Source organism: Aliivibrio kagoshimensis (assembly GCF_050337105.1).
Taxonomy (GTDB): Bacteria; Pseudomonadota; Gammaproteobacteria; order Enterobacterales; family Vibrionaceae; genus Aliivibrio_A; species Aliivibrio_A kagoshimensis.
In genome coordinates this window covers 19081-32378 of record NZ_JAKJSQ010000020.1, presented here as the reverse complement: position 1 = coordinate 32378, position 13298 = coordinate 19081, and the positions used below count along the sequence as shown (strand labels likewise).

At 44.4% G+C, this 13298-nt stretch carries 13 protein-coding genes and 1 pseudogene; 5 read left to right on the top strand and 9 right to left on the bottom strand.

Annotated elements, in window-relative coordinates; translation table 11 throughout:
- The first annotated feature begins 13 nt into the window (after nucleotides 1–13).
- Nucleotides 14–1180 carry a uroporphyrinogen-III C-methyltransferase gene (locus L4C32_RS08910; protein ID WP_428196518.1) on the top strand — a complete coding sequence of 389 codons (1167 nt, stop codon included), beginning with the start codon at nucleotides 14–16 and terminating at the stop codon, nucleotides 1178–1180.
- The gene (locus tag L4C32_RS08905; protein WP_428196517.1) at nucleotides 1177–2358 is read left to right on the top strand and encodes a heme biosynthesis HemY N-terminal domain-containing protein; all 1182 of its coding nucleotides are present in this window, start codon (nucleotides 1177–1179) and stop codon (nucleotides 2356–2358) included. The genes L4C32_RS08910 and L4C32_RS08905 overlap by 4 nt, the downstream gene beginning before the upstream one ends.
- 70 nt (nucleotides 2359–2428) lie before the next feature.
- Here L4C32_RS08905 and fre read toward each other — a convergent pair whose 3' ends face one another.
- The 5 genes and pseudogenes from fre to trxA all read right to left on the bottom strand — a co-directional run bounded on the left by fre (nucleotide 2429) and on the right by trxA (nucleotide 6877).
- Nucleotides 2429–3142, bottom strand: a complete 714-nt coding sequence (fre, locus tag L4C32_RS08900; RefSeq protein WP_428196516.1) for an NAD(P)H-flavin reductase — start codon at nucleotides 3140–3142, stop codon at nucleotides 2429–2431.
- A gap of 48 nt (nucleotides 3143–3190) precedes the next feature.
- A complete protein-coding gene (locus tag L4C32_RS08895; protein ID WP_428196515.1) occupies nucleotides 3191–3454 on the bottom strand; it encodes a 2Fe-2S iron-sulfur cluster-binding protein in 264 nt (87 codons plus the stop codon).
- Nucleotides 3455–3479: 25 nt separating this feature from the next.
- Nucleotides 3480–4940, bottom strand: a pseudogene (ubiD, locus tag L4C32_RS08890) (4-hydroxy-3-polyprenylbenzoate decarboxylase); the annotation flags it as partial.
- 147 nt (nucleotides 4941–5087) lie between these two features.
- On the bottom strand, nucleotides 5088–6347 hold the full coding sequence (gene rho, locus L4C32_RS08885) for a transcription termination factor Rho (protein ID WP_428196541.1): 1260 nt from the start codon (nucleotides 6345–6347) through the stop codon (nucleotides 5088–5090).
- A 203-nt stretch (nucleotides 6348–6550) separates the two neighbouring features.
- The gene (gene trxA / locus L4C32_RS08880) at nucleotides 6551–6877 is read right to left on the bottom strand and encodes a thioredoxin TrxA (protein ID WP_428196514.1); all 327 of its coding nucleotides are present in this window, start codon (nucleotides 6875–6877) and stop codon (nucleotides 6551–6553) included.
- A 132-nt stretch (nucleotides 6878–7009) separates the two neighbouring features.
- Between trxA and rhlB the strand changes: the two genes are divergently transcribed.
- Nucleotides 7010–8305 (top strand): ATP-dependent RNA helicase RhlB, encoded by a 1296-nt coding sequence (gene rhlB, locus L4C32_RS08875; RefSeq protein ID WP_428196513.1) that lies wholly within the window; start codon nucleotides 7010–7012, stop codon nucleotides 8303–8305.
- A gap of 15 nt (nucleotides 8306–8320) precedes the next feature.
- A complete protein-coding gene (gene gppA / locus L4C32_RS08870) occupies nucleotides 8321–9808 on the top strand; it encodes a guanosine-5'-triphosphate,3'-diphosphate diphosphatase (protein WP_428196512.1) in 1488 nt (495 codons plus the stop codon).
- Nucleotides 9809–9875: 67 nt separating this feature from the next.
- On the opposite strand, the gene hemB is transcribed toward gppA, so the two are convergent.
- The gene (gene hemB / locus L4C32_RS08865; RefSeq protein WP_428196511.1) at nucleotides 9876–10889 is read right to left on the bottom strand and encodes a porphobilinogen synthase; all 1014 of its coding nucleotides are present in this window, start codon (nucleotides 10887–10889) and stop codon (nucleotides 9876–9878) included.
- A 153-nt stretch (nucleotides 10890–11042) separates the two neighbouring features.
- Between hemB and L4C32_RS08860 the strand changes: the two genes are divergently transcribed.
- Nucleotides 11043–11804 (top strand): TatD family hydrolase, encoded by a 762-nt coding sequence (locus L4C32_RS08860; protein ID WP_428196510.1) that lies wholly within the window; start codon nucleotides 11043–11045, stop codon nucleotides 11802–11804.
- A gap of 60 nt (nucleotides 11805–11864) precedes the next feature.
- Here L4C32_RS08860 and tatC read toward each other — a convergent pair whose 3' ends face one another.
- The 3 genes from tatC to tatA are packed head-to-tail and all read right to left on the bottom strand — an operon-like array spanning nucleotide 11865 to nucleotide 13258.
- Nucleotides 11865–12611 carry a twin-arginine translocase subunit TatC gene (gene tatC / locus L4C32_RS08855; protein WP_428196509.1) on the bottom strand — a complete coding sequence of 249 codons (747 nt, stop codon included), beginning with the start codon at nucleotides 12609–12611 and terminating at the stop codon, nucleotides 11865–11867.
- Between the two features lie 2 nt (nucleotides 12612–12613).
- Nucleotides 12614–13003 carry a Sec-independent protein translocase protein TatB gene (gene tatB, locus L4C32_RS08850; RefSeq protein WP_428196508.1) on the bottom strand — a complete coding sequence of 130 codons (390 nt, stop codon included), beginning with the start codon at nucleotides 13001–13003 and terminating at the stop codon, nucleotides 12614–12616.
- Nucleotides 13004–13006: 3 nt separating this feature from the next.
- Entirely contained in the window at nucleotides 13007–13258 is a 252-nt protein-coding gene (tatA, locus tag L4C32_RS08845; RefSeq protein ID WP_428196507.1) for a Sec-independent protein translocase subunit TatA, read from the bottom strand.
- Nucleotides 13259–13298: the final 40 nt, after the last annotated feature.

Here is a 13298-nt window from a genome sequence, read left to right as displayed (position 1 = left end):
ACGGGGCTCTCTTATGACAGACGAAAAAAAGACTAACCAGACTGAAGAAGATCAAGAAGTAGCAGCAGCGCCTGTAACGGATACGCCTTCAGAGCCAGAAACAGATCCAAAAGCAACAAAGCGTGTTGAGTCCATTGATAAACGCAGTAGAAAGCTATCAACTGTGGCGATAATCATTGCTGTGTTATTCAGTGGAGGGCTATTTTATACTGGCCAGCAAAAATCTGAACAACAACAGAGCGAATTGAACGATCTCAAGCAACAACTCACTGCATATAAAAGTGATGTTCAGTCTCAAATTGACAGTGCTCAACAGCAAACTTTAGCGCAAACCAATACCATCAATCAAAAAGCGCTGGTACTGCTTGAACAACAAGACAAGAGTATCGCCAGTTTACAACTCGCGCTGTCAGACATAAAAGGCAGACGCCCTAACGATTGGTTGCTTGCGGAAGCAGATTACTTAGTTAAACTTGCCGGTAGAAAATTGTGGTTAGAGCATGATGTGGTCAGTGCGACCCTCTTAATGGAGTCTGCCGATCAACGCATTGCCGCGCTGAATGACGCCAGCTTAGTACCACTTCGTCAGGCCATGACCAATGACATCACCGCACTGAAAACCCTGCCTTTAATTGATCGTGACGGCTTAGTCTTACAGCTAACCAGCTTACAACGGATGGTGGATGAGCTTCCTTTGGCTAATGCTATCTTGCCGGAAGCGACTCAAGAGACAAAAGCAGTCGTGTCTGAAGACATCAATCAATGGCAAGATAACCTAAAAACATCGCTGCAAGATTTTGCGGGCCACTTTATTACTTACCGAGTGCGTGATGGTAATGTGATCCCACTATTAAGCCCTCAACAACACTTCTATCTGGAAGAGAACATTAGAGGCAAATTAGAGTCGGCGATTCGCTCGGTATATCGAGAGCAAGGTGATGTTTACAAAACGTCTCTGTTGTCGGCGAAACAATGGGCTAACCAGTTCTATAAACAAGATGACGACAAAGTAAAATCCTTTATTGCCACGTTGGATAAACTCTCCACTCAGAATATCCAAATTAACTACCCCGTCAGTTTGACGACCCAATCCTTACTGTCTGATTACATCTCTGAACGTCTTCGCCGAAATATCGCCACGTTAGGAACGGAATCAATCCAAGAAGGAGCCTCACAATGATTCGACTTCTTCTCTTAGTGTCAGTACTGATTGCAGGGCTAATTTTTGGTACTCAGTTCGCCGATCAGCAGGGTTATGTGCTGATCTCTGTGGCCAACAAAACCGTTGAAATGAGCTTAACCACTTTGGTTCTCTGTGTGGTCGCTATTATTGCGATTTTTTTCTTATTGGAATACCTACTCAAACGCATACTCTCGGTAAGCCGTTATACTCGGGGCTGGTTTGTAGGTCGAAACTTACGCAAAGCACGCTTTAATACCTTTCAAGGTTTGGTCACTCTACTTGAAGGCGATTGGAAGAAATCTGAGAAACTGGTTCTCAAAGGTGCCAAATTTAATGACTTCCCTCTGTTGAACTACTTAGCGGCTGCAGAAGCAGCCCAAGGCCGTAAAGACATTAATAAGCGTGATACCTACCTACAATTAGCTTCAGAGCAAGAGCACAGTGAGCTTGCTGTAACACTGACCAAGGCTAAATTGCAGATCAATCAAGGAGACTTCAAACAAGCACTTGAGAGCTTAACAACGATCAAACAGGAACACCCAAGAAACCCAGTCTTAATGGGCCTGCTTAAAACCACCTATTTGGCTCTCGGGGATTGGTTGTCACTCAAAAATATTATTCATCGCCTAACAAAGGCTGGCTTGATTGATGAGAGTGAAGCCAACTCACTGCAAGAACAGTGTGAGTGCGGACTGATGGCTGAGATCGCCGCGAGCAAAGGAAGTACAGGACTGCTTGAGTACTGGAATACTTTACCTCGTAAGAGTCGCAAACAAATTGAGCTAATTCATTGTCTAATCACCGAACTGGTTGGGCGAAAAGCCGACTCAGAAGCGTACATTGTGTTACGGGAAGCAATTAAAAATCAGCCTGATAATCGCCTAATTGAACTGTTGCCAAGCTTAAACCTGCCCGATTATTACCCTGCGATACTCCTGCTCAAAGAGCAGTTAAAGCGCGATGAGAGTAATGCCGTTGCTCAAAGTGCCTTAGCTCAGCTCCATATGCGAGATAAAAACTGGCAAGAAGCACGAGAACATTTCGAGCAAGCCGTTGCTATCAAACCAAATATCTCTGATTACTCCTACCTTGCAAAGGTATTAGATAAACAGAACCGTAAACAAGCCGCCGCCGACGTGTCACGTAAAGCATTAACATTAGTGAGCAGTGATTAAGTGTTAAATGCATAAATTACAGCCAATAAAAAAGAGCCTTAACGGCTCTTTTTTTGACGGCTAGTTAATACTACATAAACGCATAAGCGTCTGCGTAGATATTTTCTCTTTTCGCCTGTTTGTCAGCAATAAACTGGTCTCGTGCCGCGCCCGCCATTTCAAAACGCCCTGCTATGTAGATATCTTGATTCGCTAATGTGTCGAAGTCACTGTTAACGGCTTGCAATACATTACCAATGGCACCCGTCCAGCCTGCTTTGCTCTCTTCAATCACGGGAACAAAACGTACGTTATCATTTTGTTCTGCAATCCTCTCAAGTTCAGCTTTCGCATAGAGCTGACTCTCATCACGACCGCCCCAATAAAGGGTAATAGGGCGAGTCACTTTTTGACTGATACAGTGATCAAGAATAGAACGCACATAGCTAAAGCCAGTGCCGCCGGCAATCAGTAACAACTCATTGCTGCTCTCTTCACGAATCCAAGCATCACCGTGTGGTGCATCAATGGTAATCGATTCACCTGACGTGAGTGCCGACCTCATGGTATCAACCACTTGTTGCGCATAAGGGTTATGCTCGGCGGCACCGATATGCAACTCCAGCTCTCCATTATGACGACATGGGCTGCTAGCAATCGAGAATGGACGTTTATCATCTTCTCCCATCACGACCATTAAGTACTGACCCGCACAAAAATTCACACTGGTTTCTGGGTGTAACAGTATGCGGAACGTATTACTCGCTAACGGCTCTATAGATGTCACTTTACTTGTAATTATCATGTTATCCTCTGTACAACGGTCCCTGTTACTGCATACATTTTCTGTTAGCTAATCTAATAATAGGACGATGTCGCTGATTGCGTATGCTTGGCAAGTAAATATCCAACCTTCTCGTTGCTCTTTCTCTGTGAGCATGGGTTCCAGTTGGTAAGTCACCTCACCTTCTAATTTTTTACATAAACACATTCCACACGCTCCAACTTGGCAGCGATTGGGGAAAGCAATATTCTGTTCTAGTGCCGCTTGAAGGATGCTCGTTTCACGTGGAACAGTAAACACAACATCTTCAGGCAGCAAACGTACTTGATACATTGAACGGGCTCCCGACTTATTCAAAGATCCCGAGTTCATCCCAAATTTCATCAATTTTGGCCACAACGTTAGGGTCTTTGGCAATAGGCTTGCCCCATTCACGTTGTGTTTCCCCTTCCCATTTATTAGTCGCATCTAAACCCATTTTCGAGCCAAGACCGACAACGGGAGAAGCAAAATCTAAGGAGTCAATCGGTGTGTTTTCAATCATCACGGTATCGCGTGCAGGATCCATGCGAGTGGTTATGGCCCAAATCACATCATTCCAATCTCGAGCGTTAACATCATCATCACAAACGATCACAAACTTAGTATACATAAACTGACGTAGGAAAGACCATACCCCCATCATTACTCGTTTAGCATGCCCTGGATACTGCTTTTTCATCGTTACAATAGCCATTCGATAAGAGCAGCCTTCAGGTGGCAGATAAAAGTCGACAATTTCAGGGAACTGCTTTTGCAATATAGGCACAAAAACTTCGTTCAGTGCTACGCCTAAGACTGCAGGTTCATCCGGTGGCCTACCGGTATAAGTGCTGTGGTAGATCGGGTCCTTACGCATGGTAATGTGAGTAATGGTGAATACATGATGCTTCTCAGCTTCATTGTAATAGCCAGTATGATCGCCATAAGGCCCTTCATCAGCAAACTCCTGCGGGTCGATATAACCTTCTAGGACGATTTCAGCACTGGCAGGCACCTCAAGATCGTTACTGATGGATTGTACCACTTCGGTTTTACTACCACGGAGTAGACCCGCGAAGGCATATTCAGAGAGCGTATCAGGTACCGGCGTAACGGCCCCCAAAATGGTTGCGGGATCCGCACCAAAAGCGACTGATACAGGGAAAGGTTCACCTGGATTGGTCTCCATCCACTCACGCAGATCAAGTGCCCCACCTCGATGTGCCAGCCAGCGCATAATAATTTTATTTTTACTTATTTTTTGCTGACGATAGATACCGAGATTCTGTCGATTTTTATTAGGGCCGCGGGTGACGGTCAGCCCCCAAGTAAGCAGTGGTGCCACATCTTCAGCCCAACAGCTCATCACCGGAATTTTATCAAGATCGACATCATCCCCCTGCCAGATAATCTCTTGGCATGGGGCTTTACGAAGCTTTTTGGTCGGCATATTTAACACTTGCTTAAAAACAGGCAACTTATCCATCGCATCTTTAAAGCCTTTTGGTGGCTCAGGCTCTTTCAAGTAGGCCAGTAGCTTACCGACCTCTCTAAGCTCCAACACCTCTTTACGTCCCATACCGATCGCCACACGCTCAGCAGTACCAAACAAATTGGTCAATACTGGCATTTCGTAACCAATTGGGTTTTCAAATAGTAGCGCCGGGCCTGCAGCACGAAGTGTGCGGTCGCTAATTTCCGTCATTTCATAATGCGGATCAATCGGGTGTGTAATACGCTTCAATTGACCGATGGACTCTAAATGGTCAATAAAATCTCTTAAGTCGTTAAATTTCATCTCTCTTCGTCCATTCGTGTACCTATTAGTGGTACAGCATCTCATTCAATATTCTTCGATTATAACTGGTTACTGACTCGATGACAGTTATCAGATATAAAAACGCCGCTCATGTGAGCGGCGTTTTGAAAAGCATGAATCCAACGATTACTGACGGCGCATTGCGTCAAAGAACTCATCGTTAGTTTTCGTCATTGAAAGTTTATCAATGAGGAACTCCATCGCATCAATTTCACCCATTGGATGAACAATCTTACGTAAGATCCACATTTTCTGAAGTTCTGCTGCATTCGTCAGCAACTCTTCACGGCGAGTACCAGAACGATTAAAGTCAATCGCTGGGAATACTCGACGTTCAGCAATCTTACGGTTTAGATGCAGTTCTAAGTTACCAGTGCCTTTAAACTCTTCGTAGATAACTTCATCCATCTTAGAGCCAGTATCAACCAGTGCCGTTGCGATGATGGTCAAACTGCCACCCTCTTCAACGTTACGAGCTGCACCAAAAAATCGCTTCGGACGGTGAAGTGCATTGGCATCGACACCACCGGTCAGTACTTTACCTGATGAAGGTACGACGGTGTTGTAAGCACGAGCTAAACGAGTAATAGAATCGAGTAAAATAACCACGTCTTTTTTATGCTCAACAAGACGTTTCGCTTTCTCAATCACCATTTCAGCAACCTGAACATGACGAGACGCTGGCTCATCAAAAGTAGAAGCAATCACTTCCCCTTTAACCAGACGTTGCATCTCTGTTACTTCTTCCGGACGTTCATCGATAAGTAGAACCATCAACTCACAGTCAGGGTGATTGTAGGCAATGCTTTGTGCAATATTCTGCAGCAACATTGTTTTACCCGCTTTTGGCGGAGCAACAATCAAACCACGTTGGCCACGGCCAATCGGAGAAGCCAAATCAAGGATACGAGCGGTAATGTCTTCTGTTGAACCATTACCACGCTCCATACGCAAACGGTCATTTGCATGCAGAGGGGTTAAGTTTTCAAACAGAATTTTATTACGTGCGTTGTCAGGCTTGTCATAGTTGACGCCATTCACTTTTAACAGTGCGAAATAACGCTCACCATCTTTAGGTGGACGGATTTTACCGGAAATCGTGTCACCGGTACGCAAGTTAAAACGACGGATTTGGCTTGGTGATACGTAGATATCATCAGGGCCAGCAAGGTAGGAGCAATCTGCTGAACGAAGGAAGCCAAAACCATCTTGAAGAATTTCTAGAACACCGTCACCGAAAATGTCTTCTCCACCTTTAGCGTGTTGCTTAAGAGTGGCAAAGATGATGTCTTGTTTTCTTAGTCGAGCTAGGTTTTCTAAACCCAAACTTTCACCAAGAGCAACAAGCTCAGACACAGGTCTGTTCTTTAATTCAGTAAGATTCATTGTGGTGGATAGTTTATTAGTCAAAATAGGGGTCTGTTTTGGTTAATTGAGAGTAAGCGGCCATTTGGATGCGGCCAAGAAATGAACAATCGGTTATTTTACGCTCGACAATTTATCATTAAATATTTATCGAGTCTAGTTTAGAGWAAAATTAAACCGTGCAGAAATCACATAGTACACGGTTTTTTTATTTTTGGTTACATTTAAAGATTCGCGTCTAAAAACTCTTTAAGTTGAGTTTTAGAAAGTGCGCCAACTTTGGTTGCTGCCACGCTGCCATTTTTAAAAAGAAGCAGTGTAGGAATACCACGGATACCGAAGCTTGGTGGAGTGCCAGCGTTTTGGTCGATGTTCAGCTTTCCTACTGTGAGTTTCCCTTCATACTCTTCTGAAATTTCAGAGAGTATTGGTGCTATCATTTTACAAGGGCCACACCATTCCGCCCAAAAATCTACCAATACAGGACCAGAAGCGTTGATTACATCGCTTTCAAAACTATCGTCCGTTAACTGTACAATCTTGTCATTCATCTTCCACTCCAGCGTAGATTTCGTTTCTGAATTTATCTTTTTCGTCTCTGATTTGAAGTTAACCAGCAAAACTCCCTCTATTTGAATTGATTCAGTTTCGTATTGCAAGCTATAAGCTGATATTCTATAGCAATGACAAAAACACATATCACAGAGCAAAAATTTGCCGACCTAGGTTTACTGCCTCAGGTTGTACAGGGTTTAGATGTAAAAGGGTTCGAATTTTGTACCCCTATCCAAGCTCAAGCATTGCCGGTACTGCTCACCGGCCAAGACATTGCAGGCCAAGCCCAAACGGGTACAGGTAAGACGCTAGCGTTCCTTGCTGCTACTTTTAATCACCTTCTAACGACAGAGGCTCCATCGAATCGTCTTCAGAATCAGCCGCGCGCCATTATTATGGCTCCAACACGCGAACTCGCGATTCAGATTTTTAACGATTCAGAAGACCTTTTAGCCAGTACAGGACTAAAAGCCGGTTTGGCTTATGGTGGCGAAGCTTACGACAAGCAGAAAAAAGTGCTTGAAGATGGCATCGACATTCTGATCGGGACCACCGGACGTATCATCGACTTCTACAAACAGAAGCTGATTGATTTCCGTTCGATTCAAGTGGTCGTCCTTGATGAAGCTGATCGCATGTTCGATCTTGGTTTCATTAAAGATATCCGTTTTATATTCCGACGTATGCCTGCACCACAAGAGCGTTTGAATATGCTGTTTTCAGCGACCCTTTCATACCGCGTTCAAGAGTTAGCATTCGAACATATGCATAATCCTGAACATGTTGTGATTGAAGCAGAACAGAAAACAGGTCATCGCATCAAAGAGGAGCTTTTCTACCCTTCTAATACCGATAAAATGGGTCTACTGCAGACACTGATCGAAGAAGAGTGGCCTGAGCGCGCCATCATTTTTGCCAACACCAAATATAAGTGTGAGCAAGTATGGGGTCACCTTGCTGCTGATGAACATCGTGTAGGTCTCTTAACCGGTGATGTCCCTCAGAAAAAACGCGTGCGCATTCTTGAGCAATTCACTCAAGGTGAATTGGATCTTTTGGTTGCAACTGATGTCGCTGCGCGTGGTTTACATATTCCACAAGTAACACATGTGTTTAACTTCGATCTTCCAGACGAAGCTGCTGATTATGTTCACCGTATTGGTCGTACAGGTCGTGCAGGCGCAAGTGGTAACTCTATCAGTTTTGCCTGTGAAGATTACGCCATCAATCTGCCACCGATCGAAGAGTACATTGAACACTCTATCCCGGTTTCTGATTATGACGCTTCAGCGATTCTTGAAGATCTACCAGCACCGATTCGTTTGCAGCGTAGACCACAAAACAATCGTCGCAATACAGGACAAGGCCAGCGACAAGGAAACCGAAAGTTTTCTCGCCCTCGCCAATCTAGACCAGCACAGTAGTAGAAGTACAAGACCATGAAAAGAGCAACCTCACCTATGTATGCCGCCATCGATTTAGGATCTAACAGCTTCCATATGCTGATAGTTCGCCACACCGATGGCAGTGTTCAGACCATGGCTAAGATTAAACGCAAAGTGCGATTGGCGGCCGGTTTAGATAATGAAGGTAATCTGAGCAGAGAAGCAATGCTGCGTGGGTGGGATTGTTTAAGTCTGTTTGCTGAACGGTTGCAAGACATTCCGACAGAGAATATCCGTATTGTCGGCACTGCAGCGCTACGTTCTGCGGTTAATGTTTCCGTTTTTCTTGAACGAGCAAAACAGATTTTAGGCCATGATATAGAGATCATCCCCGGCGAAGAGGAGGCGTGCACCATCTATCAAGGTGTCGCTCATACTTCGGGTGGCAAAGGGCAACGTTTGGTCGTTGACATTGGTGGGGCAAGTACTGAGCTCATCATTGGCGAAGGCTTTAAATCTGAAGCCCTTGTTAGCCTACCCATGGGGTGTGTGACTTGGTTAGAGCAGTATTTTAAAGACCGAGAGTTATCCGAAGCCAACTTCAACCGTGCAATCGAAGGTGCAAAACAGACACTCAAGCCTATCCTAAAGCGCTATGTAGATTTAGGGTGGGAGGTATGTGTCGGTGCCAGTGGTACCGTACAGGCACTGCAAGAGATCATGGTTGAACAAGGCATGGATGAAGTCATTACTCATGCCAAACTAAAACGGCTGCAACATCAAGCCACGCAATATAGTCACTTGGAAGAACTCGACATTAAAGGGTTAACCCTAGAACGTGCGTTAGTCTTCCCAAGTGGTTTATCGATCTTAATCGCCATTTTCGAGCAGCTTAACATTGAATCAATGACTCTCGCAGGTGGGGCATTAAGAGAAGGTTTAGTGTATGGCATGATTGCGGAGATGAAAGAGAGTGACATTCGATTGCGCACTATTAAAAGTGTGCAAGCGCGCTGTCAAATTGATCAAACCTATGCACATCAAGTGACTCAGTGCGCACTTAATTTGCTATTGCAGTGTGGTGATCAACAGTGGTTAATTGAACCACAAGCAAAAATGTTATTAACCACCGCGACAGAACTTCATGAAGTTGGTATGAGTATTGGGTTTAAAAAAGATGGTCAACACAGTGCGTATCTAATTAAAAATTTAGATCTTCCTGGTTTTACTCAAGCGCAAAAGCACCTGATTGCTGAACTACTGCGTCGTTATCGAGAGCAGATTACGACTCTGCCTGAGCAACACGCGATATCGGCAACCTCAGCTTCACGCTTACTGCGTATTCTGCGCCTTGCTGTTATTTTATGTCATCGCAGAGACCCATCTGTGCTCCCGATGGTTTCTCTCGTGGCGAATAACGATCAGTTAACACTCAACATGTCTGCACAATGGTTAACTCAAAACCCGTTAACTCATGCCGAATTAAAATTAGAGTCGACTCGCCAAACCGATATCGGCTGGCCGCTAATATTAAGCAGTTAACATGATTAAAAATGAAAAGAGCCCATCAATATGATGAGCTCTTTTTTTGATTAGGTCATGAAATCAATTACTGCTCTTCAGCTAACCACTCAGCAACATCTTTCGCAAAATAGGTTAAAATGCCATCCGCTCCAGCTCGCTTAAAGCAGATCAATGACTCTAATACCGTCTCACGCTCTTTTAACCAGCCATTTTGAATCGCCGCTTTATGCATCGCGTACTCTCCTGAGACTTGATAAGCAAAAGTCGGAACTTTCAACTCACTCTTCACACGACGAACGATATCAAGGTAAGGCATGCCTGGCTTAACCATTACCATGTCAGCACCTTCGTTTATGTCCATTGCCACTTCATGCAGTGCTTCGTCGCTGTTAGCAGGGTCCATCTGGTAGTTTTTCTTATCACCACCTTTCAAGTTCGCTGCTGAACCGACCGCATCTCTAAATGGGCCATAGTAGCTTGATGCGTATTTCGCCGAATATGCCATTATTTGTGTATGAATATAACCCGCTTCTTCTAATGCTTCACGAATACGACCAATACGGCCATCCATCATGTCAGAAGGCGCGACTACATCGGTTCCAGCCTCTGCATGAGAGAGTGCTTGCTGAATCAACGCTTCAGTGGTCTCTTCATTCATGACATAACCCGTATCATCAATGATGCCATCTTGTCCATGAGTCGTGAACGGATCTAACGCCACATCAGTGATCACACCTATTTGTGGTACATGCTCTTTAAGCAGACGCACTGCACGCTGCACTAACCCTTCAGGATTGTGCGCTTCACCAGCACAAAGACTTTTTACGTCTTGGGAGACAACAGGAAACAGAGCGATAGCGGGAATACCTAATTTAGCTAGGTACTCAGCCTCTTCTAACATCAGATCTATGGATAGTCGCTCCACACCCGGCATAGATTCCACCGCTTCTCTACGGTTTTTCCCCATTAGAATGAACATAGGGTAGATCAGGTCGTCAACAGTCACTCTGTTTTCAGCCATTAATCGACGGCTAAAATCATGTTTACGCATACGGCGCATACGGCGATTTGGAAAGGCCCCTTGAATAGATACTGACACGATATCTCCTTGTCTTGATATGATAAATGCGTTCTCGAACCAAATCATAACACTCAATAATAATTCCGCATGTCTGATTCGAAAAAAAATGAGTAATTTGTGTTAACTATGTGGTGTTATAATCGAGGTAAACTAAGCCAATAAGATTGAATAATGATTGATACCCACGCCCATATTTACACCTCCGAATTTGACCAAGATAGAGATGATGTTATTAACCGAGCCCTTGCACAAGGGATTGATCGCATTCTACTGCCTAATATCGATCTCGATTCCATCGCGCCTATGCTGGCAACAGAAGCTGCCTACCCGAACGTATGTCGATCCATGATGGGGTTACATCCTTGTTACGTCAAAGAGGATGTTGAACATGTACTGAGCGTGATACATAGCCAATTTGAGAAACATGACTTCATTGCGGTTGGAGAGATTGGTATCGACCTCTATTGGGATAAGACCTTTAAGGCGGAACAAGAGAGAGCATTAATCACTCAACTTAACTGGGCCAAAGAGTTCAAACTGCCGATAGTGATCCACACTCGTGACTCCATTGAAGAGGTGATGACCATTCTGCAACAAGAGCAAGATGGTAACCTCACCGGGCTATTTCATTGCTTTGGTGGCAGTGTTGAAGAGGCAAAAGCGATCAATGATTTAGGTTTCCACCTCGGTATTGGCGGAGTATCCACCTTCAAAAATGCGGGCATGGATAAAGTCATTCCCCATCTGGATATTGATATGCTGGTGCTGGAGACAGATTGTCCCTATCTTGCCCCAGTCCCTCATCGAGGAAAGCGCAATGAACCCGCTTACACACAGTTAGTCGCGCAACGTATTGCCGGATTAATGGGTACCAGCATCAAAGAGATCGATACAATTACCACTCGAAACGCCGAGAAACTATTCAAGTTATAATCTCGTTTTAGGACGAGGCAGACCATAAAAAAAGAGCTGAATCAGCTCTTTTTTTTATCGTTACTCCGCTTCATTTTCCGGCGGCGATTCTCTTACGTAAAAACGCGCAAAGAACAGACCGACTTCAAATAACAAACACATAGGTATCGCCAACAGTGTTTGCGAAATAATGTCTGGTGGTGTCAACATCATTCCCACGACAAAGGCAGCAACAACAATATAGGGGCGCTTAGTTTTCAGTGTCTGTACATCCGTGGCTCCAGTCCAACAGAGTAGAATGATCGCCACTGGGATCTCAAACGCAATGCCAAATGCCATAAACAATGACAGCACAAAATCCAGATAGCTAGCAATATCGGTAGCAACCTCAACCCCTTGCGGCGCAATACCCGTAAAGAAGCCGAATACCAGAGGAAAAACAACAAAATACGCAAATGACACACCAGCATAAAACAGCAATGAGCTGGAGAATAACAGCGGCATGATCAATTTTCTTTCGTGCTTATATAGACCAGGCGCAATAAAGCCCCACACTTGATATAAGATGAAAGGCACGGCCACAAAGACCGAAGCGACTAATGTCAGCTTAATAGGGGTAAAAAACGGAGATGCCACATCGGTGGCTATCATTGAGGCACCTTCCGGTAACCTTTGAATTAAAGGGGCGGAAAGAAACTCATAGATATCATTAGCAAACCACACCAGCCCCAAAAAGATAACAATCACCGCAATAATCGCTCTTAACAGCCGATTTCGAAGTTCAATTAGGTGACTAAACAGTGGTTGAGTTTGTTCAACGGTTGACATAGTTACTCTGCTTTATTTGATTGGGCACTGCCTGGTTTACTGCTATCACTGTCGGTAACCGGCGCCTCAGATGACGTTGAAGGTTGCTCTGGCTCACTAACGGCATAAGGACGATGTACGTCTAGAGCAGCTTGTTTTAGCTCCTCTACCGATTTTTGCAAGTCTGGGGCAAGGTCTTGCATGTTCATCTGTTCCGCTTTTTTCAAGTTCTCTTGCAGCTCTTGAATCTTCAGCTCTTGAGACAGCTCATCTTTCACACTGTTCGCCATGCTTTTAGCGCTATTAACAAAGCGCATCACAGAACGAATAGCCACAGGAAGACGCTCTGGTCCCAATACAACTAAACCAACGACAGAGATCAGTACCAGTTCCCAAAAACCGATATCAAACACGAATTATGCCTGCTCTTTGTCTTTTTGAGACTTCTGAACCGAGTCAGTGCTCTCTGTTTGCTCTAGGTTCTTAGCTTCAAAATCAGCATCGGCCTCTTCTTTCTTAGGCTTTACTTCATCATCGTTGATGGCTTTTTTAAATCCTTTCACAGCCGAACCTAAATCGCCGCCAATTCCACGTAATTTTTTTGTGCCAAAAAGCAATACAACAATTACAGCAATGATCAGAAGCTGCCAAATACTAATACCACCCATGTTCGATTTACCTCAATATTATCTAATAAATAAATGTGTC